Source organism: Pedobacter mendelii (assembly GCF_014635725.1).
GTDB classification, from domain to species: Bacteria; Bacteroidota; Bacteroidia; order Sphingobacteriales; family Sphingobacteriaceae; genus Pedobacter; species Pedobacter mendelii.
In genome coordinates, this window is sequence record NZ_BMDJ01000015.1 from 1 (window position 1) to 24635 (window position 24635).

The 24635-nt window shown below is 35.5% G+C and carries 16 protein-coding genes; 7 read left to right on the top strand and 9 right to left on the bottom strand.

What is annotated here, in order from left to right; translation table 11 throughout:
* Positions 1-3376: DUF11 domain-containing protein (locus IEV50_RS18545; protein WP_188417238.1), on the bottom strand; the 3376-nt coding region annotated here is incomplete at its 3' end.
* Positions 3377-3824: 448 nt separating this feature from the next.
* Positions 3825-4139 carry a hypothetical protein gene (locus tag IEV50_RS18550; protein ID WP_188417240.1) on the bottom strand — a complete coding sequence of 105 codons (315 nt, stop codon included), beginning with the start codon at positions 4137-4139 and terminating at the stop codon, positions 3825-3827.
* Positions 4140-4682: 543 nt separating this feature from the next.
* Here IEV50_RS18550 and IEV50_RS18555 point away from each other — a divergent pair.
* A complete protein-coding gene (locus IEV50_RS18555) occupies positions 4683-4934 on the top strand; it encodes a hypothetical protein (RefSeq protein ID WP_188417242.1) in 252 nt (83 codons plus the stop codon).
* Positions 4935-5013: 79 nt separating this feature from the next.
* Here the strand turns inward: IEV50_RS18555 and glgB are convergent, their stop codons facing one another.
* The 3 genes from glgB to IEV50_RS18570 form a co-directional block, all read right to left on the bottom strand.
* The gene (glgB, locus tag IEV50_RS18560; protein ID WP_188417244.1) at positions 5014-6999 is read right to left on the bottom strand and encodes a 1,4-alpha-glucan branching protein GlgB; all 1986 of its coding nucleotides are present in this window, start codon (positions 6997-6999) and stop codon (positions 5014-5016) included.
* Positions 7000-7062: 63 nt separating this feature from the next.
* Positions 7063-9525 (bottom strand): glycoside hydrolase family 31 protein, encoded by a 2463-nt coding sequence (locus IEV50_RS18565; RefSeq protein WP_188417246.1) that lies wholly within the window; start codon positions 9523-9525, stop codon positions 7063-7065.
* Positions 9526-9680: 155 nt separating this feature from the next.
* Positions 9681-12611, bottom strand: a complete 2931-nt coding sequence (locus IEV50_RS18570; protein WP_188417248.1) for a TonB-dependent receptor — start codon at positions 12609-12611, stop codon at positions 9681-9683.
* 192 nt (positions 12612-12803) lie between these two features.
* Between IEV50_RS18570 and IEV50_RS18575 the strand changes: the two genes are divergently transcribed.
* From IEV50_RS18575 to IEV50_RS18585, 3 genes are read left to right on the top strand one after another with little or no spacing between them, the layout of a single operon-like run.
* Positions 12804-15233, top strand: coding sequence for a penicillin acylase family protein (locus IEV50_RS18575; protein WP_188417250.1), 2430 nt, complete (start codon positions 12804-12806; stop codon positions 15231-15233).
* A gap of 6 nt (positions 15234-15239) precedes the next feature.
* On the top strand, positions 15240-15599 hold the full coding sequence (locus tag IEV50_RS18580) for a hypothetical protein (protein WP_188417252.1): 360 nt from the start codon (positions 15240-15242) through the stop codon (positions 15597-15599).
* 19 nt (positions 15600-15618) lie between these two features.
* Positions 15619-16602, top strand: a complete 984-nt coding sequence (locus tag IEV50_RS18585) for a LuxE/PaaK family acyltransferase (RefSeq protein ID WP_188417254.1) — start codon at positions 15619-15621, stop codon at positions 16600-16602.
* Position 16603: 1 nt separating this feature from the next.
* Here the strand turns inward: IEV50_RS18585 and IEV50_RS18590 are convergent, their stop codons facing one another.
* From IEV50_RS18590 to tyrS, 3 genes are all read right to left on the bottom strand, one after another.
* Complete coding sequence (locus tag IEV50_RS18590; protein ID WP_188417256.1) at positions 16604-17056, bottom strand: RES family NAD+ phosphorylase; 453 nt, start codon at positions 17054-17056, stop codon at positions 16604-16606.
* Positions 17056-17535 carry an Xre family toxin-antitoxin system antitoxin gene (locus IEV50_RS18595; protein WP_188417258.1) on the bottom strand — a complete coding sequence of 160 codons (480 nt, stop codon included), beginning with the start codon at positions 17533-17535 and terminating at the stop codon, positions 17056-17058. The genes IEV50_RS18590 and IEV50_RS18595 overlap by 1 nt, the downstream gene beginning before the upstream one ends.
* A 106-nt stretch (positions 17536-17641) precedes the next feature.
* Entirely contained in the window at positions 17642-18928 is a 1287-nt protein-coding gene (tyrS, locus tag IEV50_RS18600) for a tyrosine--tRNA ligase (protein ID WP_188417260.1), read from the bottom strand.
* Positions 18929-19081: 153 nt separating this feature from the next.
* Between tyrS and IEV50_RS18605 the strand changes: the two genes are divergently transcribed.
* The 3 genes from IEV50_RS18605 (at position 19082) to dapA (ending at position 22807) form a co-directional block, all read left to right on the top strand.
* Positions 19082-19756 (top strand): ACP phosphodiesterase, encoded by a 675-nt coding sequence (locus IEV50_RS18605; protein ID WP_188417262.1) that lies wholly within the window; start codon positions 19082-19084, stop codon positions 19754-19756.
* Positions 19757-19827: 71 nt separating this feature from the next.
* Positions 19828-21840 (top strand): NAD-dependent DNA ligase LigA, encoded by a 2013-nt coding sequence (ligA, locus tag IEV50_RS18610; protein ID WP_188417264.1) that lies wholly within the window; start codon positions 19828-19830, stop codon positions 21838-21840.
* Positions 21841-21919: 79 nt separating this feature from the next.
* Complete coding sequence (dapA, locus tag IEV50_RS18615; RefSeq protein ID WP_188417266.1) at positions 21920-22807, top strand: 4-hydroxy-tetrahydrodipicolinate synthase; 888 nt, start codon at positions 21920-21922, stop codon at positions 22805-22807.
* 159 nt (positions 22808-22966) lie between these two features.
* On the opposite strand, the gene IEV50_RS18620 is transcribed toward dapA, so the two are convergent.
* A complete protein-coding gene (locus tag IEV50_RS18620) occupies positions 22967-24634 on the bottom strand; it encodes a RagB/SusD family nutrient uptake outer membrane protein (protein ID WP_188417268.1) in 1668 nt (555 codons plus the stop codon).
* Position 24635 lies beyond the last annotated feature (1 nt).

Genomic DNA, 24635 nt, shown 5'->3' on the forward strand with positions numbered 1-24635 from the left:
ATGCCAATACGGTAACTTTTAGTTCCGCCTTTTCACTTTTGCAGCCAGATGGACTTAGTTTCTGACTTACATAATATTTTATTTCACCTGCAGCCAAAGTAATAGGTGTTGGTGCGCCAGAAAGCACAGTTCCATTCGCATCATACCAGGTGAGGTTTGAACCAGTTGCCGTAAGCGGCAATGCAGCCTGGTTTTGGCAGTAAGTTAAACTAGTAGTTGCAGGAGCCGGTGGCAATGCCAATACGGTAACTTTTAATTCCGCCTTTTCACTTTCGCAGCCCGCCGGGCTTAATTTCTGACTTACATAATATTTTATTTCACCTGCAGCAGAGGTAACAGGTGTTGGTGCGCCAGAAAGAACAGTTCCATTCGCATCATACCAGGTGAGGTTTGAACCAGTTGCCGTAAGCGGCTGGATGTTCTGTTGATTAAGGCAATACTTTAAATCTGTAGTTGCAGGAGCCGGTGGCAATGCCAATACGGTAACAGTAATTTTTGTATTTGCACTTTCGCAACCATTTGGGTTCGCTTGAGTAACATAAAAATCGGTCGATCCAATATTTACAGTCGAAGGAATATAACCATCAGAAAGTATGGTTCCCTGACTATCATGCCATATCAATTTAGTTTCAGTAAGATTAGCAAAAAGAGGTAATGAAGGTTGATTTTGGCAATAATCTACATTATTGGAAGAAGGAGGATTCGGTCTTTTATAAATCGAAACAACAAAATCACTAATTTTTTCACCACAACCAATTGCCTTTGCTGTAATTGTTGCCGAACCAAAATATTCTAACGCCCAGGTAACGGTTCCTGTCGATGAATCTATTGAGCCAGATTCTGCAGGTAGTAGACTGTACACAATAGACTCACTATTGTTTGATACTGCTTTGTAAGTATCACTACCTGAACCTGTGCATCTAGTTGAAGTCAGTCCAGCAGCAAAAACCGGGGCCATAACCTCGCCTTTAACAATAATTCTACCTTTTTTAGAAACCCTGATTCCTCCAACTGTTGTAACAGTATATTCCAGTCCATCTAAAGGTGTCACCGTATTGGGTGTACCAGTAATTTTTATGGTCTTGGTTGCTGGGTCGTATGAGGAAGCAGTCAATCCATTAGGTAATCCTGTAACCTCGGCTCCAGATGCACCACCCCCAACTAAATATACGATATCATTTATTGGTGTATTTACACAAATGCTCCGATCAGCAGAACCTAATGGGGTTAAAGTTAATTCACCAAGTGTCGTTGAGGTTTCAGCCCAGCTATTATCATTTACAGGATTACCATCAACCTGTGTACCGGTAATACTTGCTTTATTTATGTGTGTACCTTCACTAACCACTTTTGCTTTTATCAAAAGTGTTGCTTCTCCTCCAGCAACCATAGAACCAATTGTCCAAAGTCCTGTTATTGGGTTGTAACTGCCCTCGGAAACGGTACTTAAAACATAGTAATAACCAGAAGGGAGTAAATCTGTAACCGATACACCAATAGCATTACCTACTCCTAAATTTTTTGCTTTTAATGTAAAAGTTACAATCTGATCTATTTCTGGGAGTGGGATATCAACTGTTTTCTCAATGGATCTATCAATATTACAAAGAGAAATAATTAAAGGGAGTGATTGAGCACTTAGGCCACATTCTAACGTTGAGCTTACTGTATAATTTCCTGATACTGTCGCCACGTAGGTATTGTCAGTAGCTCCAGCAATCTCCACTCCATTTAAAAACCATTTGTAGGGACCACCGCTGGAAGGGTCGGCAGTTAGTTTTGCAGCTGCACAATCCGTTAAATCGACACTAGGCTGTACTGCTTTCTCTGGAAATCGAGAAATAAAGTTCGACATGGAGAAATCACTACTTTGCTGTACCATAGATACTGTAAGTCTGTTGATACTATTAATTGTTATTACATCTGGATAACTAATGTTCGCATCCGTAAATTTAATCAGGTAAAGTCCTGTAGAACCTAGTTGTTTGCGTAATCCAATACCTGAAATGGTTTCAATATCTTTGGCAGTATAAGTTACTCCAGAACCCTTAGTGGTTAAATTAATTTTATCAGCATTTTTAGTAACGATGTATCCAAAATATGGAAGGTTACCATTGTTATAAGATGTAAATTTATAAGTTTCTACCTGTCTTGATCCAGCACACGAGGCTATAGGAACTAATGTAGCAACATCTACTTCGCAACCACCCCCAGAGGATACACCGCCTGTTCCCGAAAAAACTAAAATATTTTTATCTGCAACAATTCTAGAAGAAGAAAATCTACCTGTATTGCTTGATGTATTGTATGAACCATTAATCCAACCGTGATTAAAGGTTTTAAAATCACCTGCCGCTGTAAGGGTAATATTTTGAAAAGTCTTTTGAACACCATTCTCATCAAAAAACTCTACACGAATTTTTGTATTTGGTTCGGTACTAACTATTGTTGTTTGCTCTGCCGTTAGATTCCCTTCTCCCCTAACAATAACATATTCTGAGCCAAGTGAAGAAATTGGGGGAATAGGGTTATAAGCTCCATCACCACAACCTCCAGGTGCATCCAACCTTGCAGAAGTATTCATAACCGCAGCTCCGGATGACTCCACTAATGTTCCAATTGGGCACTGAAAAAGATAACTTTGACCAGCATTTAAAGTGGTAACTGCAACGCCTGCTATTTTTATAATTGTATTATTTTCAATCGCCATTATGCTGTATGTAGGCCGCTCATTACCAGCCAAATCATCATCACGATAGTAGCCAACCCGAAAAGCGGTACCTACACCCGCATCTCCAAAGCTGAACAAAGAAGCGTTACCTTTAATGTTTGCATCATTCCCATCACTACCCAACTGGTCAGAAGCAATATTTCTTAAATTAACAGCAATAGAACCATCAGCAGTAACAATCAACCCACCATCATTAATCACAGTATTAAGCGGATGAATCGGAAGTGAACCAGGTAAGCCGTCAAGTCTTTGTCTATAGGGCACACCTGCTGAACAGGTAAAGTTAAATAGGAGCGTACCGTCGCTTTTTTTAATTGTACCAGATATGGTAGCGAGGCTTTCGGTGGTAATAATTATCTGGTTTGCTCTGCTCCAGTACTGCCATGGTGCTGGTGCAATATAATGCTTGGAATAAGATGGTGGTTTGGCCGAAGTAGGTTGAAAAACTCTTTTAAAATTTGAATAGGTATTTGATTTTAGTGCAAAAGAAGAAAATAATTGTGGATTAATTACTTTAACATCTCCATATTGTTTTTTTGCATCGTTGGTTGTGGAAATATTTCCTGCGTGCAAAACTTCCGCAGAAAATACGCAGAGAATAAAAAAAACTAAAGCAGAAACTTTAAATAATATCGCGTTAATCATCAGCTTTCAACAACTCCAAAATTCAACATCACTATTTGTGAAAAAAGATCAAAATAGCCCAATAATAAAAATTAATAGTTTTTAGAAGAAATCATCCATTGCTCGAATTCAAACAGCATATCAAGAAATAAATAAGATCTATTTTTTAAGTTTTTCATTCAAAATTAATAGAATTGAGTTGAACAAATTATACTTAAAATGATTTTGTGACGTTAGCCAAGATGCTTATAACCAAACGATTACAAAATTTAAAGGATTAGCATTATAAATACTACATCAATAGAATAAAAAAGGTATAAAAATCACAAATAATCAACTGATAACCAGCTGATAAAACTAAAAAATCTAAGAAAATATAATTAATATAATGATTTGATAGTATTGCTAGAATTTTACACGAAAGTATAATTGTGCGTTTATTTTACGATATGACATATTCAGAGAAATGTTAGCGCTTAATAAAAGTTTGTTGTTCTTTTATGGCAAATCGACTTAACCAAATAAACAAATTACATTTAGAATCATCGTAACTACCAATCAGATCCCATGCATGAGTAAAAGTTTTTTCCAAAACTAAATTACACTTGGTTTCGTCTTTTATATTACGTGTAATTAAACCATAAATGGCAGGCGCATAGAATTTATATAAAGACTTGAATACCTCTTTATCTTTCGATTTAAGCTTGGCTAAAGAAATTTCATTTGCAGATACCCAAACCTTTGATAAAGGTAAGGAGGGAGCTTGATTGTTAATAATTGTCATCTGCATTATTCACATTATTCAATTGTCTTACAATTAGATGGTCAACATTAAGTTTAGCATATTGTTTAGCAAAAACATTAATAAAGTGACAACTTAAAAGAATAAGAACCTTTTTAAATTTATATTGTGAAAATATTTATCGCTTATTTTTTGAGCGAAACAAGGCAAATGTTGCAGAGATAGCCAACCCATCTCGAGATATTTAAGGATATTACAGCCATTAAGAAGCATAAACAAATTATTAGATAAATTTTAAACAAGCTCTAAGCTATTCAAATAAAGATAAAAGCATTTTAATTTCCATATTATCAATCAGGTTTTAAAAATTTCATTGTAAAAAATACTTACTTAACGAATTGATTAAAATTCATAGCTAACAGATACATTTATTTGCTTATGTTATTTGCTTAGAATTAATAAAATTCAAATTATTTTTTAATATGGGTATATAGCCATTTAGGTAAAACTAAAATTTCAATAATTAAAACCGATTTTGTATTTCTTCTGTTTAATAGTTAATAAGTCAACTTAAAACATTCACCTATGAAAAATCAAGATTATAATTTAACTGCAGAATATGATGTTACCAATATCGATCAATTTCAAATTGACCGCTCTGAGCATAATGAAAAACTCGAATTCGATATTGAAAATTCAGCCGATATTGAGCCAGACCCAATAGACAAAGAAGATGATGATGACAGCGAATACTCGGATGATGAAGTAGAATTCGCAGATGGTGAAGGCACTTTACTAAATGAAGAGTTTGATGAAGAGGATAATACAGATGAGTAACGTTATTTTCTAAAAATAAATTTTTTAAAAAAAGGAAGCTTAACAGTTTCCTTTTTTTAAAATTATAATTTGAAAAACATTACTTACTTTTAAGTATAATAACTGCCAAAGGTGGCAAGTTAACTGCTATAGAAAATTCTTGATTATTGTAAGGTTCTTCAACAGGCAAAATATCCCCTTTATTATTAATTCCACTTCCATAAAAGATAATATCATCAGTATTAAATATCTCATTCCACTTTGTTTTAAATGGAACACCGATTCTATAATTTTCGCGTACAACTGGTGTGAAATTTAATGCAATTATTAATGTATCCTTAGCTTTTGGGCCTTTACGCATGTATACGAATACAGATTCATCTCTGTTATCTGCATCTAACCACTCAAAACCTTCATAACTAAAGTTAAAATGGTATAAAGCAGGTTCTTTCTTATATAAAAAGTTTAGGGCTTTAACGGTTTCCTGCATACCTTTGTGTGGAGCGTATTGCAGAAGATGCCAATCCAGAGATTGTGTAAAATTCCATTCATTTGTATCTGCAAACTCATTACCCATAAATAGAAGTTTTGCCCCTGGATGCGTATACATGTAAGCATAAAGTGCCCGAAGGTTCGCAAACTTTTGCCATTCATCGCCAGGCATTTTATAAAGCATAGGAGATTTGCCATGAACAACTTCATCATGAGAAAAAGGCAACATAAAATTTTCGGTAAAAGCATAGGTCATGCTAAAACTGAGTAAATTTTGATAATGCTTTCTATCTAAAGAATCAACTTTAAAATACTTTAAAGTGTCATTCATCCAGCCCATCATCCATTTCATACCGAAACCTAATCCGCCCGTATGAACTGGATGCGTAACGCCAGAAAATGTACTGCTTTCTTCCGCAATGGTTTGCACACCTTCAAAATTACCGTAAATGGCAACATTCAAGTCCTGAAGAAATTGAATTGCTCCTAAATTTTCACTTCCACCATATTCATTTGTCGCCGAATCTACGTCTTCTCTGGAAAAGTTGAAATACAGCATTGAAGCAACTGCATCAACTCTTAAACCATCAGCATGATATTTATCTAACCAGAATAAAGCGTTGCTAATTAAAAATGAACGGACTTCATTCCGGTCGTAATTAAAGATGTAAGATTTCCAATCAGGATGAAAACCTTTTCTCATATCTGCATGTTCATACAAATGCGTTCCATCGAACTCATACAGGCCATGCCTGTCGCCAGGAAAATGTGATGGAACCCAATCGAGGATTACAGCAATATTTGCCTTGTGCAGTTCTTCGATTAAGAACATTAAATCTTGCGGAGAACCATAACGCGAACTGGCTCCGAAGTACCCGGTAATTTGATAACCCCAGCTTGGGAAAAACGGGAATTCCATTATTGGCATTAATTCTACATGGGTGAATCCCATCTCTAGAATATAAGGTACTAAAGCTACTGCAACTTCTCTGCAGTTTAAAACTCTTTCTGGTTCATTTGGATCGCGTTGCCATGAGCCTAAATGAAGCTCATAAACAGAAATTGGTTGATCTAAAGCATTTAATTTTGGTCGCTTGGTTAGCCATGATTTATCTTTCCATGTGTAATTCGTATCCCAAATTATACAAGCTGTTTGCGGTGGGTGTTCCCAACGGAGTGCATAAGGATCGCCCTTTAAATGTTCAGACTCATCGAAACCCTTAACAAAATATTTATAAACATCTCCTTTTTTAAGATTTGGAATAAAACCTTCCCAAATGCCTGATTTATCCCACCTTTTATTTAGGGCATGAGAATTTCTATCCCAACCATTAAAATCTCCAACTACCCCAACATTGATTGCATTTGGTGCCCAAACGGAGAAATAAGTCCCTGAAGTTTTTTCGACTGTTATCAAATGAGAACCCATTTTCTCATATAGACGGAAATGCTTACCAACAAGAAATAAATCAACATCGTAATCGGTAAATAAACTATGCGGCCACACGGCTAAACTCTTATCAATTTCAGGCAATGCTGCTTTTACTGCCTTGTTAGCGGGTGTTTTTGCAAATACTTTTTTTGCTGCTGACATTGTGTATTTCGGTTAGATATTAATAAACCCCGAAAGCTTTCTAAAGTTTTCGGGGTTATAGTTTTACAGACTAAAAATCTGTATTTCGGAGAAGTTTTTGTTACATTTAAAATGTAAACTGCTTTTATCGTCAGTATAAAAATCAAGAATTTCTTTTCCGTCGACAATTATTTTTTTCACCTTAAACTTAATACCCAACACATTACAATCATATAACTCATAATTTGGTGTGTATAAACCCTCTGTGAGTTGACTAATTTTTAGAGTTGAGACATCTCCCCTAACCGTAAATTTCTTTTCGAGGTAAATATCCTGTTCATAAGCGAAAGTATCACCATGATCTTCGTATAAGAAAGAATTCACTTCGTAATCGCTATAATATATGTTTAGCATTACCTCGGTAATTGCTTTTTCATCAACATACTGCATTACAGGATACTCAGGAATTACGGATCCGGCTCTAACAAACATTGGCATACTATCAATTTTCGCCTCTACAAAATGCTCGCTCTCGCCTGCTAAAACTTCATTTGTCCAGAAATTATACCAAGTTCCTTTAGGCAAATAAACTGTTCTTGCTACAGCACCTTGCTCTAAAACAGGGCAGATTAATAATTTATCGCCATAACAAAACTCATCCTGACGAAAATGATTACTGACATTTTCCTGCTCCAGCATAACAAGAGGCCTTAGAATTGGAAAACCATAGCGGTGATGTTCCCAAAAAACTGAATATAAATAAGGCATTAAGCGATATCTTAATTCAATAAATTTACGGTTAATATCTTCAAAGAAATCGCCAAAACTCCATGGTTCGCGTTCGGCTGTATCTCCTGCAGAGTGTGCCCTCATAAAAGGCGAAAATGTTCCTAATTGTATCCAACGTGTAAATAATTCACCGTCAGGTTCACCGCTAAAACCACCTATATCCGTACCACAAAAAGGTACGCCAGATATTGATAAACGCTGGCACTGAATATTTCCCATTTTTAAATGTTCCCAACTTGCGAGGTTATCTCCTGTCCAAACACTGGCATAGCGCTGCATACCTGAATAACCAGCTCTTGTAATGGTAAACGGGCGTTTGTTACGCATCAGTTTTTTCAAGCCTTCATAAGTTGATCTTACCATTTGCATACCATATACGTTATGCGCTTTTCTGTGCGAACCACGAAAACCATCATAATTATGGCGAACATCGTTAGGAAACGTTCCTGAACCAAAAACGGCAGGTTCATTCATATCGTTCCAAAAACCTGCAACACCCATATCAACCAATTCCTTGTATAAATTACCCCACCAGCTACGAACCTTTGGGTTTGTAAAATCAGGGAACTGGCAACGGCCCGGCCAAACATGCCCTTCCATATAGTAATCATCACTTCGGCGACAAAAAAATCTTTTTTCTTTTCCTTCTTTAAAAACCCAATAATCATCATCAACTTTAATTCCCGGATCAATCATTACAACGGTTTTAAAACCATCATCCGAAAGTTCTTTTATCATTCTTCTCGGATCGGGAAAATATTTTTTATTCCAGGTAAAGCAACGGTAACCATCCATATAATCTATATCCAGATAAATGGCATCGCATGGTATTTTTCTTTCGCGGAATTGTTTTGCAATTTCTTTAACTTTCGATTCAGGGTAATAGCTCCAGCGACATTGCTGATAACCTAAAGTCCACTTCGGTGGCATAGGATGTGTTCCGGTTAGGCTTGCATAACGTTTAACAACATCCATCATGTGCGGCCCATGAATATAATAGTACTGTAACTCGCCACCATCTGACCAAAAACTGGTTTTACTCACATCTTCTCCACCGAAATCAAAATATGATTTGAAGGTATTATCAAAGAAAATACCGTAAGCAGCCTGATTATGCAGGCCTATGTAAAATGGTATAGTTCTATATAGAGGATCTTGATTCCAACCAAAAGAATATGCATCAGTATTCCAGTTTTCAAACCTACGCCCTCTTAAATTGAAATTACCTGATTTATCTCCTAGTCCAAAGAAATTCTCTTCAGGATTGCACTTTTTGGTGGCATAAATATAATATCCACCGAAATCGGTATTCTCTTCCCAATGCATGGAGTTCGCTTCATCAACCATTATGGTACCGGTAATATTATCGGAGAACGAAATGTGGAAATTTGCTTTATCAATTTTACAGGTTACCGAGTGTGTTGAAACCGTAAAACTGTCATCATGCTCCTGCATTTTAAACACAGAAACTTTTTGATCAACTTCTGGTACTGCATAAGAAAAATCATCTAAAAAGACACCATGTGGCGCTAAGCGAATGCGAATAATCTCATCACTAACAACCCTAACTTCAACCCTTGCATCGCCATCTGAGAAATAAAACCGATTACCTTCTTTTTTTACTTTTTTAACTGTACCTAAATATTGCTTAACAATCGGTTTAACAGATATATCGACAGGATTATTTAAATGTTGCACCTCTTGCTCTTTCGCAATAAGCTCATTCACCTCGTTCGATTTGTCTTGTGTCTCTTCCATCCTTATTTATTGAAAATTAAATTAATAGCGCTTAAACTGGAATGTGCTTAAGAAAGTACTATAATACAAATATTTTGCAAAAGGCGAAGTAATAAATCATAAAAAAGCCCTCATTACTTTTCAACGCAATGAGGGCTACTGTAAGTTAATTTATTTTAAGGATTAAAAGTAAATGCCAAATAATAAATAGCACCTGCCGCCGGGTTACCATACGATGTAATATAATACTTGTTCATAACATTTGAACCACCCAACTTAATAGATGAATTTACCGAAGGAATTTTCAAACTAACCTGTGCATCCAATGTACTGTAAGCAGGCACATTGCCTGAAGCAAATGATGAATTCCAGTAAAATTTATCCTGCCAACGGTAAGAAATGTTGAAACCAAAGTTCTTGATGATTTCTTTATTACCCAAACCTAGATTGAAACGAACTTTTGGCGTATTAAAGTCATTTATGTAATTAACAGGAAGATCACCAATTTGATTATAAGATACGTTTCCACTCAAACTCCATTTATTCATTAAATAATCTAAGCCTAATGCTGCTCCATAAGAGTTAACCTCTCCTGTTGCGTTAACCGGAACACCGAACTTTACAAAAGTAGGACTAGCAAGTGTGCCAACATTCTGATAAACATCAACCGCAGTAATAAAATCTTTATAAATATTATAATAGCCGTATGCATCTACCAATAAGTTTGGTAAAATTAAACCTTTATAGCCTAACTCATAAGATTGAACACTTTCAGGACGGACTCCTTTTGCATCAAATGTATATTGTTGTAGCAAGGCTGGGTTGGGAACACCAGTTGCAACAGATCCTAAAAATGCACGATAGCTTACATCAGTATAGGCTTTATTTACATCGAGTTTGTACTTTCCGAACATAATTTCAGGCAAACCACCAATTAAGCGTTGAGAACCACCGCCTACAGATAAATCTATATATTGATTTTGAGTTGTAGGATTTCGGTAACCTGTTTGATAAGAAGCCCTAATGTTATTGTTTTTTGCTACTGTAAAAACACCGGTAATACGAGGTGTAAAACGACCTTCGAAGTTCATACTCTTATCATATCTTCCTGCAAAAGTGAACTTAACCTTATCATTGAATAGCTTTTTACCTATTTGCGCAAAAGCACCATATTCGTTAATATCGATTGATTGATTCAAATCATTAAAAATTGTTCCTGCAGAATTAAGATCATATAAGCGATAAGATGCACCTACCTGAAATTCAACAACGTTGTTAAATGCATTATTAAAATTGTACATACCCTCATAATGATATAAATTGCTTTTATCATCAAACTTAGCACCATAAACACTCTTTGTAGGATCTGTAGCATTAATTGAAGTTGCACTAATGGTTGTATTCATGATGGTATTCATGGCTGTTGCAAATTGTGGTGAACCAGGTTCAAAGCGACCTTGGTTAGCTACGCCTCTAGCAAATGTATGCGCTGCAACATCACCTTGTCCAGCGGCTCTTGCACCTACATAATTACCTATATATTGAGGAAACCATGTAGTTGAAGGTTTAGAAACCTCGTTTATATAACTACCTAGAATAGATGAAATATAAGAATCTCCTGAACGCTCTTGAGTGGTATATCCTTTCAGATAGAAATCCTGTCCTTTAACTTCCAGTTTGTATTGACCTATGCTAAAATTACGTAGAGAATAACGATCAGAACCGGTATAAACAGATGTTCCTGTTCCCCAGTTTGCCTGTGCAACCGCTTGAACGGTGTTAGTAATATTGTAGTAAACCGCACCAGATGCTTTTAAAGATTTTGTATCGTAATCTACCAGATTCACTTCATTGTATCCGGTTCTTGATACATTTTGATCAGGAATTAAATTCGCTTTTAAACCTACATAAAAGGGGAAATAGTTCTGAACAGCAGGACGTAGTGCTGCAGGCAAATTAGCCAAAAAACCTGCTTGTTGTGCTGCATTTGGAACAGCAGCACCGAAAGCACCATCCATTAGTGTTTTAATATTTGGTATTGCACCGCCCGAACCTGCACTAATACCAGAAATAGTTGCATTTTGAACACTCAGAGCAACATTACGCATGTTTTGGCTAACCTCATCTCCGTAAGAATTAATACCATCATAATTAGTATCGCTATTTCTATCGCCGGCTTTGGCTGTTCTTGAAACTCTATCGAAATTCGAGTAATTATTACCAAACCAATCTTTGGCTTGCAAAAACGAGAATGCTGCCTTTACCCCAAATTTGTTATTCCAAGATTTAGCCAATCTAACATCTAATTGGTTAAAAGGCTGCACACTACTATTATCATCATTAACATGGTTAACGCCAGTTTTGTACTGAAAACTTGCACCCTGATATTTGAATGGGTCTTTCGAGGTCATCAGTAGCGTTCCGTTAATACCGCCAGCGCCATACAAAGCTGATGATGCACCTGGCAAAAGTTCTACATTATCAACATCTAATTCTGTAATACCTACAATATTACCAACCGAAAAATTTAAACCAGGTGCCTGGTTATCCATCCCATCAATATATTGATTAAAACGTGTATTGCCATTAGAATTAAAACCACGGCTATTAATAGATTTAAATGTTAAACTTTGCATGCTGCTCTCCACCCCTTTCATATTATTTAGGGCATCGTAAAAAGATGGTGCTGCAATTTCTTTAATAAAGGCAGCGCTCATTCTTTCAATTGAAACAGGCGATTCGAGTATACGCTCTGGAGTTCTTGATGCAGAAATAACCACATCGCCACCTAAAATAGTTCCAGCTTCCATTTCAATTACTATTCCTGAGGTAGAAGAGGTAATTTGCTGTTCTATTGCTCCATAACCAACATAGCTGGCCGATAAAGTAAAAGGAGCTTTTGCTGCTGTTGTAAAAGTAAATACCCCTGAAGAGTTTGTTGATGTCCCTCCAGATTGACCTTTAACTACCACAGTTACTCCAACTAACGGCTCTTTTGTTTGTTTATCTTTAACGGTTCCGCTTAACGTTATGTTTTGAGCCTGTACCGCAAACCCAGTTGCGCACAAAAGCATAAACACATAGAATTGTGTAAAAAGTTTGCTCATAAGATGAATTACTATTTGGTTAGAATTTTTTAGTTAATTAAACTTAAGCCCTTTTTTTGAATTAAACAAATTATGTTAGCATAATAATTTTTTTTAGAATTTTATAATTTTGATTGATATTTAGTTTGTTGTAATTTGCGATGATATCGCTATACAATTAATTTACACAGTGTTGATCTCTGGCTAACCATTATGAATAAAATTAAAGCTCTTTTCTGCATCCTCGTTCCAATTGCTTTAGCATTATTGTTAAATATAAAAATAGGTAGCACCCCACCACTACTAAAATTCTTAAACCCTTTTATGGGGTTTTGGCAAAATGCAGAGAACAACCACTTTTTATTTAACCACAAAGCAAAAATAAAAGGCGCTGTTGATGAAATAGAAATTGTGTTTGATGACAGAATGATACCTCATATCTTCGCTAAAAACGATCATGATCTTTATTTAGCCCAAGGTTACGTAACTGCTATGCATCGCTTATGGCAAATGGATTTTCAAACCCGATTTGCAGCTGGTAGAATTAGTGAGGTTGTTGGCGATAAAGCAATTGAGGTTGACAGATACCAGAGAAGAATGGGAATGGTGTATGGCGCAGAAAATTCCTTAAAAGGAATGATGGCAGACCCAAAAGCCAAAGAAATGATTTTGGCTTACACAGATGGAATTAATGCTTATATAAAAACATTGTCTCATGCCAATTATCCAATAGAATATAAAATTTTAGATTTTAAACCAGAAGACTGGACACCCATTAAATGTGCATTGTTACTTAAACAAATGTCAGCAGTTTTAGCAATGGGTTCTGATGAATTTTACATGACCAACATCATGAAAAAATTCGGCACCGATGTAACTAAAGATTTATTTCCTGATTATCCTTTTCGTGAAGACCCGATTATTCCAGTTGGCACAAAATGGAATTTTTCACCACTTCCAACACCTAAAACACCCGAATCATTTACCAATGCGAAAACTGGTGATGTGAAAACAAAAGAGAAAATTGAAGGTATAGGAAGTAATAATTGGGCATTATCAGGCTCTAAAACGGCATCAGGCTATCCAATTTTAGCAAACGACCCACATTTGGATTTAACTTTACCATCCATTTGGTACCAGATTCAGCTACACGCACCAGGCGTAAATACTTATGGTGTATCATTACCTGGGGCGCCAGGCGTAGTTATTGGTTTTAATGGGAAAATTGCATGGGGTGTAACAAATGTAGCAGCTGATGTACTTGACTTTTATCAGATTAAATTTAAAGATAATTCACACAAAGAATATTGGTATAATAATACCTGGAAACCAACAACTTCTCGCCTTGAAACTATAAAAATCCGAGGAAAAAAAGATGAAATCGACACCGTTTACTACACCCATCACGGCCCCGTAGTTTACTTCCAAAAACCAAAATATAGCAAAGCAAACAATGTTCCCGTTGGCGATGCATTAAGGTGGATTGCGCATGATGAATCAAATGAATTGATGACATTTTACTATCTAAATCGCGGTAAAAATTATGATGACTACAGAAAAGCTTTAACCTTTTATACTGCTCCTGCTCAGAATTTTGTTTTCGCAAGCATTGATAACGATATCGCAATAACACCAAACGGTAAGTTTCCTTTAAAATGGAAAGACCAGGGTAAATTTATTTTGGATGGAACGGATAAGGCTTATGATTGGCAAGGTTGGATTCCCGCGGCTCAAAACCCAACTGTTAAAAATCCACCTAGAGGTTTTGTAAGCTCAGCCAACCAATCTTCAACCGATAAAACTTATCCATATTATATTAATTGGGAATTTGCTCCTTACGAGCGTGGTAAACGCATTAACGATCGCCTTGGGGCAATGAATAAAGCTACCGCAGATAGCATTCGCCTTATGCAAACAGATAATTATAGTATTATGGCTCAAAATCTATTACCAGCGTTAATGCCATTAGTTAATAACGAACAATTAAATGCTACGCAAAAAGAGGCGTATGGTTATTTAAAAAAATGGAATAAACGTTATAATGCGGATGAAATTGCAGCAAGTATTTTCGAAATCTGGACCAAACGCTTAAGTTTTGACATCTGGAATGATGAATTTGAAGTTGAGGGTATTCCGATGCGTTATCCATCTAGAGACAGAACCGTAGAAATGATTTTAAAAGAGCCAAATGCGAAGTGGTTCGATAACATAAAAACTCCTGCAAAAGAAACCCTTTCTGATTTGGTTAATGAGGCTTTTAAGTATAGCTGTGATAGTCTTGAACTTAGGTTTGGACCAATTAACAAAGATTGGAACTGGGCAAACGTTAAACAAACCAATGTCCCTCATCTAGCAAAAATACCTGGTTTCGGCTCTAAGATTTTACTTATTGGTGGAGCAAAAAGCACTATTAATGCCATCAGCGAAGTCAATGGCCCATCTTGGAGAATGGTTGTTGAATTGGGCAAAGTACCAAAAGGACATGGCGTATATCCGGGTGGGCAATCGGGTAACCCGGGGAGTAAATTTTATGATAATATGATTGATACCTGGGCAAGCGGTAAACTTTACGATCTATTCTATATGCAATCTCCTGATGATAAATCAGGCACAATAATTTCTCGTTTAAAAATCTCTAAATAGCTAAAAATGGTTTTCATCGTTATACTAATCATCTGTTTTCTACTTCAAATGATAGCACCATGGTGGGTTATTATCGTAATTGCTTTTGCCACCTGCGGAATTATTGGCAAAACAGGTAAAATCGCATTTTGGCAATCTTTCTTTGCCATATTTTTGCTTTGGATAGGTTACGCATTATTCAAGAGTCTTCCAAATGATAATGTATTGGCAAGTCGTGTTGCAATAATGACAGGCTTAAAAATTTGGTGGGTTTTATTATTGGTTACCGGAATATTGGGTGGACTTGTTGCAGGAATAAGTGGCTATTGCGGGTATCAATTTCGCAAAGCAATGCTTATTAAAAAAACTGACGAAAAATTAGCATAAGGCTTCGTACTTTTGCCTTGTGAATTTAACTTCTAAAATCATCTTTTCTATTAAAAATTCTGAAGAATTTGATTCTTTAGCTTTGGGAATTTTCAGGCATCAAGCTAATAATTGCTTAGTTTATGCTGAATATATTCGTCATTTACACATTGATATAAATAAAGTAAAAAATATAGGTGAAATTCCATTTTTGCCAATAAGTTTCTTTAAAACGCATTCGATTTTAAGTAATTCGAATCCAATTGAGATAAGTTTTCGCAGCTCAGGAACAACAGGAACATCTCAAAGTAGCCACCATATAACTGATGTAAAACTTTATGAACAAAGTTATCTTCAGGCTTTTAATCAATTTTATGGCAATATAGAAGAATTTTGCTTCCTGGCACTCCTTCCTTCTTACCAGCAACGTGCGGGTTCATCATTAATTTATATGGTAAATGATTTAATCGAAAAAAGCAAACATGCGAAAAGCGGTTATTTTTTATATAATCATGATGAACTTTTTGAAACCCTAAAAGAGTTAAAATCAAAAAATCAGAAGACTGCTTTAATTGGCGTTACCTATGCCCTGCTTGATTTTATTGAAAAGCATGAAATTAATTTTCCTGACCTTATCGTAATGGAAACTGGCGGCATGAAAGGTAAACGTAAAGAAATGGTAAGAGATGAATTACACCAGCAACTTACAAAAGGTTTTAACGTACCAGCAATACACAGCGAATACGGGATGACCGAATTGTTATCTCAGGCTTATTCATTAGGAGAAGGAATTTTTAAATATCCTAATTGGATGGAAATTCTGATTAGGGACACTAACGACCCTTTAACATTAATAGAAGGTGGAAGGACAGGTGGTATAAACGTAATTGACTTAGCCAATATTAATTCATGCTCGTTTATTGCTACGCAAGATTTAGGAAGAATAATTAGTGATAAAAGTTTTGAAGTTTTAGGTCGTTTTGATAATGCAGATATTAGAGGATGCAATTTATTAGTTCAGTAAATTACAAAAGTCTACTATCAAAATTGAAATTTTTAACCTCAATAATTTTAATTTTGTCGGCTAAAGGATGATTGACATTCATCAAAAAGTTAAACTCATCATCTATTACTGAAGATGGAACTTTTAACAATAAAAAATCATTCTCTTTAACAAAATTATCTCCTAATTTAGATAACGATAATGGAGCAGGATAATTTTTCCAGTTTTCAGGAAGATCTGTGATACCTAACATTTTAATAGATTTTTCTGGCAACTCAAAAACAGTTAAACATAAATTCGTACAATTAATCATCGAATTTTTATTTACTAAAACCTCTAAAGCAGCTAACGCACGGGTACTCGCCATGTAATGCAAAGGTGTACCAACAGAATTCCAACGCCCGCCAAATAATTTAGCACCGGTACCACTATAATCTTTCGCGTGCAAACAATTAGAAATTCTGTATAAAACCATTAGCTAAAAACGCCATATTCTAATCTGCCTAAAATATTTAAAACCATTTCGAAACCAATTCGGGTATCTAATAAATTAAATGGAATTTCGCCATTAAGAGCAAAATTTGGTGCTTTAACCCAAGTATTAAATGCCTTTTCACTACCTAAAACTTTGATGCCACGCTCATATAAACGAGCCAATTCTATTGCCCTATCGGCATATTCTGTTTTAACCAATGTTGTTGGAGTGTAGCGTTGTAGGGTACGCTCTGAAATATGAAGCACATTTGCAACCTCTTCAATGGTGAGTGAAATTTGTTTTGCTAACGCTGTTAATGATTTTTTAGAAATCCCCTTTCGGGCTAAATTAAGCAAGTCAAAATCAGTTGGGTTAGCATACTGATTACCCATCATAGCCACCATCGGTGTTTGGGATATGGCCGTGTAAGCAACCATAGGCTCCTCAACTAAATTTTGTTTTTCAATTTTTCTTTTCATAAAAACAGACAATTATGCTCAAATATATACATTTTGTCTGGTATTAAAAATATTTCAAAAAAAATCCCAATTCTCATCAGGATTTTAGTATCGTAGTTAGTTAATATCATTCTACAATTAACAGGAAATAATTCTTTTTTCCTTTTTGAACAACAATAAATTTATCATTAATCAAATGCGTGGAATTAAAAATCTGAGCAGCTTCAGCAATTTTTTCTTTGTTAATAGAAACACCTCCACCTTGTATTAACTTTTTAGCTTCACCTTTTGATGAAGCTACAGCAGATTTTTCTGCTAACAATGTTGCAGCATCTATGCCACTAGCCAATTCTACTTTTGAAATATGAAATTGCGGAATACCTTCGAACATTTCTAAAACCTGATTTGCTGATAAGCTTTTCAAAAATTCAAGAGAACCGTTTCCAAATAAAAATTCTGAGGTTTTAATCGCGGTTTCGAGTGCTTCCTTAGAATGGGTTTTTATCGTTATATCTTCAGCCAAGGCTTTTTGCAAAATTCTTAAATGAGGTGCTGCATTATGCTCTACCTCTAAATTTTCAATTTCTTGTTTCGTTTTTAAAGTAAATATTCTAATCCACTTTTTTACATCATCATCAGATGCATTTAACCAAAACTGATAAAATTTGTATGGAGAAGTTTTTTCAGGATCTAACCAAACGGCACCACTTTCTGTTTTACCAAACTTAGTTCCATCAGCCTTTTTAATTAACTGAGTAGTAATTGCATAAGCCGTTCCAGCATCTTTTTTTCTAATTAGTTCTGTTCCTGTAACAATGTTTCCCCATTGGTCTGAGCCTCCCATTTGCATTAAACAGTTATTATTTTTCCATAAATAATAGAAATCATAACCTTGAATTAACTGATAGCAAAATTCGGTAAATGATAAGCCCGAATCACCTTCTAAACGTCGCTTAACACTATCTTTGGCCATCATGTAGTTAACGGTGATATGCTTGCCAACATCTCTTATAAATGTGAACAGGTTCATATCCTTAAACCAATCTGCATTGTTAACCATCACTGCACCATTGCCTTCATCCTCAAATTTTAAAAATTTAGCCAATTGCGCTTTCATACCTTTAAGGTTGTGCTCAATCATTTCTTCAGTTTGAAGGTTCCGCTCGTCTGATTTCCCTGAAGGATCGCCAACCATACCTGTAGCACCACCAACTAAGGCAAATGGCTTATGACCAGCATTTTGAAAATGAATTAGCGTCATGATTTGAGTCAAATGACCAACATGTAACGAATCTGCAGTAGGGTCAAATCCGATATAACCAGAAGTCATACCTTCATTTAATTTTTCTTCAGTATTCGGCATAATGTCGTGTAACATGCCTCTCCAACGTAACTCTTCAACAAAATTTGTCATGGTATAAAATTATTGCGCAAAGATAGTTTTTTGAGTGTAAAGCTGAAAGTAGAAATGTAAAGCCGAAATTTCTATTTCACAATGAATTGTTATATTGTGGTTAAGATATTTTTTCAAACAGAAATTCGAAGCTATAAAAACTATATTTACGATATGAACTTTCTTTCTCATTTTTACTTTGACAGGTTTAATAACAACTCTAATGTGGTAATGGGCGTTGTATTACCTGATTTGGTAAAAAATGCATCGAAAGCCGCAAACCTATATCCTCAAAAAAACGAGTTTTTATTTATTGGCAATATTGATGAAGAATCGCTATTAAAAGGCTGGAAAAGGCATTTAGCTGTCGATTTGGTTTTTCATTCTTCACAATTTTTCTTAGAAAAGACCGCTGTGTTAAAAAAGTTAATTATTCCGGTAGTAGAAAACACGCCTATCAGACCATCATTCTTAGCGCATATTGGTTTAGAATTGCTGCTTGATCATCTGCTTATCGAACACAATTTAATACATGTTAATCATTTTTACGACAAACTAAGTGAGGTAAACAAATCATCATTACGCGACTTTTTAGAACATTGTAAATTGAAAAATCAAGAAGCATTCTTTAAATTTCTTGATCAATTTATCAGTAGTAAATATTTACTGAGTTATCAAAAGTTAGAAAACATCAGTTATGCACTAAATAGAATTTGCATGCGACTGTGGCCAGAAACTTTAAGTGAAAAGCAAATTAATGAGATAACTTTTCAGCTTTCCATTTTTAAGGAAATCTTACAGAAAGATTTTATGGAAATTTTCGATTCAATTGAAAGCAAATTGGTGTAAAACGCTCAACAAATTATCCTTTTTATTAGTCATTTCATTAACCAATTCAACCCTTTTTTTATATTTGTTCCATGTCGCAATCTACCGTAAAAGAAGAAATGGATGCCTTGGTTGAGGAATTAAACCAGCATAATTATAATTACTATGTTTTGGCAATGCCAACTATTGGCGATTTTGAATTCGATAAAAAACTAAAGCTTTTGACCGAATTGGAGCTGGCAAACCCAGATTTTGCAGATCCAAATTCACCTACACAACGCGTTGGTGGCGACATAACTAAAAATTTTATTACAGTTCAGCATAAGTACCCAATGCTGTCATTAGGAAATACTTATAATGAACAGGATTTACGAGATTTTGATGAACGCATTAGAAAAGCAATTGGTGATAATTTTGAATACGTTTGCGAGTTAAAATTTGATGGTTTATCCATCAGTTTAACTTACCAAGATGGAAAACTAATAAGAGCAGTAACCCGTGGCGATGGTACAAAGGGAGATGATGTTACCAATAATATAAAAACGATTAATACCATTCCTCATCAGATAAAAACAGACAATGCGCCCGAACATTTTGAAATTCGTGGCGAAATTTTTATGCATAAAGCTGCTTTTCTAAAGCTAAATGCATCACGGGAAGAACTAGGTGAAATCCCTTATGCAAATCCCAGAAACTTTGCATCCGGCACAATTAAAATGCAGGATAGTAAAGAAGTAGCAAAGCGACCTTTAGATGGATTTATTTATTTCCTTTACACTGATAAAAACGAATTTAAAACCCATTGGGAGAGCTTAAACGCCGTTAAAGACTGGGGCTTTCATGTTTGCGAGCACAACAGGTTAGTTAATAACATAGATGATGTTTTGGCTTTTATTCACCATTGGGAAGAAGAGCGCTTTAAGCTCAGTTATGATATTGATGGAATTGTAATTAAAATAAATAGTTATGCGCAACAACAGGAATTGGGTTTTACGGCTAAATCTCCACGTTGGGCAATATCTTATAAATACAAAGCAGCTGAGGTAGAAACAATTCTTGAAAAAGTAACTTACCAGGTTGGCCGCACAGGCGCTGTTACGCCAGTTGCAAATTTAAAACCCGTATTACTCGCAGGAACAACCGTTAAAAGAGCAACCTTGCACAATGCAAATGAGATCGAAAGATTAGATTTGCATGAAGGTGATACAGTTTTTGTAGAAAAAGGTGGTGAGATTATTCCAAAAATTATAAGAGTTAATCTTGATAAACGCCTGCCAGGTACGGAAAAAGTTCATTACCTACATAATTGCCCGGAGTGTGGAACCGAACTCATCAGAAAAGAAGGTGAAGCGGTACATTATTGTACCAACGATGAAGGCTGTCCGCCACAAATTGTTGGAAAAATACAGCATTTTATTGGCCGAAAGGCGATGAATATTGATGGTTTAGGCGATGAAACAATTGAAACTTTCTATAAAAGAGGTTTATTAAATCATATTAGCGACTTATATACCATCTACCAAAAATCTGACCAACTAAAAAGTATAGAACGATTTGGCGAACGCTCTATAGAAAATATGTTGGGAGGGATAGAGAAATCTAAAGAAATGCCTTTTGAGAAAGTGCTATTTGGTTTAGGAATTAGATATGTTGGTGAAACGATTGCAAAAAAACTTGCCATTGGAGTTAAAAACATCGATAATTTAGCCAAGGCTACTTTGGAAGAATTAATTGCCATTGATGAAATCGGACAAAGAATCGCTGAAAGCATTGTTGAGTATTTCGGAAAACAAGAACATTTACAACAAATAGAATTGCTAAAATCGGCAGGATTACGCTTTGAAATAGAGGAAAAAGTAATAACGCTGGATAGTGATTCACTAATTGGAAAAACATTCGTAATTTCGGGCGTTTTTGAAGCACATAGCAGAGAACAATTGAAAGGTTTAATCGAAGCAAATGGAGGCAAAATCCTAAGCGGTATTTCAGGAAAATTAGATTATCTGGTTGCAGGCGACAATATGGGTCCATCGAAACTGGAGAAGGCAAATAAGTTAAATATTCCTATAATCAGCGATGCTGAATTGCTAAAAATGATAAATTAAATGATAGAATCCTTGAATGAACGAATGTTATCACATTTCACTAAATCACTCATTCAAAATTCAATAATTATAAATTAAAATGAACAAATTTCAGGGAACTGGTGTGGCATTGGTTACACCTTTTAACACAGATGGGTCTGTTGATTATGATGGTTTAAAAAATCTGATTAATCATTTGATAGATGGAGGGATAGATTATCTCGTTTCTTTGGGTACAACTGGCGAAACAGCAACAATGACAAAGGATGAGAAGAAGAAAGTGTGGGCCTATACTGCTGAAATTAACAATAACAGACTGCCTTTAGTCGCCGGCATTGGTGGTAATAATACGCTAGCCGTTGCAGAAGATATCAAAGCTTTTGATGCGACAGGTTATAGTGCAATATTATCTGTTAGTCCTTACTACAATAAACCAACTCAGGAGGGCATTTATCAACACTACAAATATTTAGCAGAAGTTTCTCCACTGGATTTAATTCTTTATAATGTTCCAGGGCGTACAATGAGTAATATGAATCCTGAAACAACATGCCGATTGGCACATGATTTTAAAAATATCATAGCAACTAAAGAAGCATCAGGAAGTTTTGACCAGTTCAATCAAATTATGCGTGATAAACCTGAAGACTTCCTATTGATTTCGGGTGACGATCCTATTACTTTACCTATGATCGCTTTGGGTGCTTCAGGAATTATTTCGGTTATTGCCAATGCAATTCCAAAACACTTTTCTACCATGGTAAGGCTTTGTTTAGCTGGCGATTTTAAAACTGCTATTCCAGCTCATTTAAGTCTGATTGAATTTACCCGTTTGGCTTTTTTAGAAGGAAATCCAGCTGGAGTTAAGGCAGCGCTTAAACACTTAGGAGTTTGTGGCGATACCGTGAGGTTACCACTTATTAAAGCGAGTTCAACACTAGAAGATTTAATAATAAAAGAGATAGAAAAGTTAAGTGTAGTTGCTTAAAAAAAAGGCTATTTAAAGAGAGACTGTATAATAAATCAATTTATCTTCGAATCTTGTCACGTTGAGCTTGTCGAAACGCCTTAAAAGGCAGTTTTTCAAGTCCTTCGACAAGCTCAGTATGACATTTCGTATTTACTATACAGCCTCTTTTGCGTTTAATTAGTAGCCTTTAGTGGTTTGAGCCGTTTTTAAATTAGCATTTCTATCTATTGCAGTTTGCGGATAAGGCATTAACATAAATTTATTATCCCAAACCCTGGTTTGTACAATGCTATTTGTAATGTCGTAAGTTGTTTTCATAACATCTATAGCAATATTCCAGCGTCGAATATCCGCGTATCTTTGTCCTTCACCAGCCAATTCTATTCTCCGCTCATTTCTAATAAAATCGCGTAGTTTTTCTTTTGTATTTATTGCTGTTTGATTTACGGCAGGCATACCCGATCTGGTTCTGATATCATCAAGTGCTGCATAAATTGTTGCATCAGGACCACTCAATTCGTTTTTGGCTTCTGAGAAAGCTAATAAAACCTCAGCATATCTTATAATAGGGAAATCTTGAGAACCATCCCATTCGTTTTGAGAACTTTCTGGCGATGGGTCTACCAGTTTTTTAAAGTTGTATCCTGTTACGCTATTATTTCCACCACCTTTACCCCAAGCGAAGCTGAAACCTGCGTTAATTCTTCCCCATGGTGTTCCCGGAAACAAAATGGATGCATACAATCTGGTATCACGGTTTTTGAATTCATCGTTGTAAGCTGCGTTTGGTTTTCCACTATTATAATTTGTTGCTCTAACATTTGCTGCAGGAGGTGTAAATGCATCACCATTTTTATTCCAGTAAGCATTAACTAAATCTTGCGTTGGCGTAATTGAACTCCATCCACCCAAATCACTAGACGGAAAAAGAGTCCTTAAACCATTTCCATAATCGTAAGATGAGTTGGAAATATTTTGAGATGCCAAAATTAATTCTTTATTATCAAGTTCATTAGCCGCCCAAAATTGTTGCTCATAACTTGCTAATCCTTTATAAAATTTATCTTTATCTGCAGCATTAGCAAATGTTAGGTAGCTGCTAAAATCATCTGTTAAATCATCAGCAGTTAATGTATTTTTTCTGAAAAGTTGATAACCTAATGATTTTACTTTTTCTGCACTTACAACTGCATCAGCATATTTTTGATATTGTAGCTGTATTCTGGCAAGAAAAGCCCAGGCAGCGCCAGCGGTAATTCTTCCACTCTGTACAATTGCTGGGTTTAAATCGGCCACCGCAGATTGGATTTCACTAATAGCAAAATTAATCACATCAGCTTCCGACGTTGGTGCAATAGCAGTTTCAGATGGTTCTGCATAAGCCGTTTTTAATAATGGAACCGGGCCAAATACTCTTGCTAAATCATAATAAGTTATTGCCCTTAACACTTTAGCTTCAGCAACGTATCTTTTCATCATTGCTACAGATAGTGGTGCTTTACTTACATTATCCAGAAAATAATTATACCTTCTGATGTAAACATATCTGCTACCATAGCCTTGATCTATTGTTGCATTTATATTCCCAGCAGCAATTGGTGTGGCATTACTTTCCCAAGGGTATTGTGCATAAGCATTATCACTTGCACCATCATCATAAGCATTGCTATATGCATTGCTAAAATAACCATAACAAGCATTTAAAGCGAGTGTTGCATCCTTCTCTGTTTTCCAAAAAGAATTACTGGATAGTTGGTCTTGTGGAACATAATCCAAATCTGATTTTTTGCAGCTACCCATCGCGATTACTGCAAAAACAAATGCTATATAAAATATTTTTTTCATG

What these genes read in the sequence shown, in the direction of transcription:
- IEV50_RS18550 (WP_188417240.1), bottom strand. Translation starts at nt 4,139, where the DNA reads ATGACAATTATTAACAATCAAGCTCCCTCCTTACCTTTATCAAAGGTT.
- IEV50_RS18555 (WP_188417242.1), top strand. Translation starts at nt 4,683, where the DNA reads ATGAAAAATCAAGATTATAATTTAACTGCAGAATATGATGTTACCAAT.
- glgB (WP_188417244.1), bottom strand. Translation starts at nt 6,999, where the DNA reads ATGTCAGCAGCAAAAAAAGTATTTGCAAAAACACCCGCTAACAAGGCA.
- IEV50_RS18565 (WP_188417246.1), bottom strand. Translation starts at nt 9,525, where the DNA reads ATGGAAGAGACACAAGACAAATCGAACGAGGTGAATGAGCTTATTGCG.
- IEV50_RS18570 (WP_188417248.1), bottom strand. Translation starts at nt 12,611, where the DNA reads ATGAGCAAACTTTTTACACAATTCTATGTGTTTATGCTTTTGTGCGCA.
- IEV50_RS18575 (WP_188417250.1), top strand. Translation starts at nt 12,804, where the DNA reads ATGAATAAAATTAAAGCTCTTTTCTGCATCCTCGTTCCAATTGCTTTA.
- IEV50_RS18580 (WP_188417252.1), top strand. Translation starts at nt 15,240, where the DNA reads ATGGTTTTCATCGTTATACTAATCATCTGTTTTCTACTTCAAATGATA.
- IEV50_RS18590 (WP_188417256.1), bottom strand. Translation starts at nt 17,056, where the DNA reads ATGGTTTTATACAGAATTTCTAATTGTTTGCACGCGAAAGATTATAGT.
- IEV50_RS18595 (WP_188417258.1), bottom strand. Translation starts at nt 17,535, where the DNA reads ATGAAAAGAAAAATTGAAAAACAAAATTTAGTTGAGGAGCCTATGGTT.
- tyrS (WP_188417260.1), bottom strand. Translation starts at nt 18,928, where the DNA reads ATGACAAATTTTGTTGAAGAGTTACGTTGGAGAGGCATGTTACACGAC.
- IEV50_RS18605 (WP_188417262.1), top strand. Translation starts at nt 19,082, where the DNA reads ATGAACTTTCTTTCTCATTTTTACTTTGACAGGTTTAATAACAACTCT.
- ligA (WP_188417264.1), top strand. Translation starts at nt 19,828, where the DNA reads ATGTCGCAATCTACCGTAAAAGAAGAAATGGATGCCTTGGTTGAGGAA.
- dapA (WP_188417266.1), top strand. Translation starts at nt 21,920, where the DNA reads ATGAACAAATTTCAGGGAACTGGTGTGGCATTGGTTACACCTTTTAAC.
- IEV50_RS18620 (WP_188417268.1), bottom strand. Translation starts at nt 24,634, where the DNA reads ATGAAAAAAATATTTTATATAGCATTTGTTTTTGCAGTAATCGCGATG.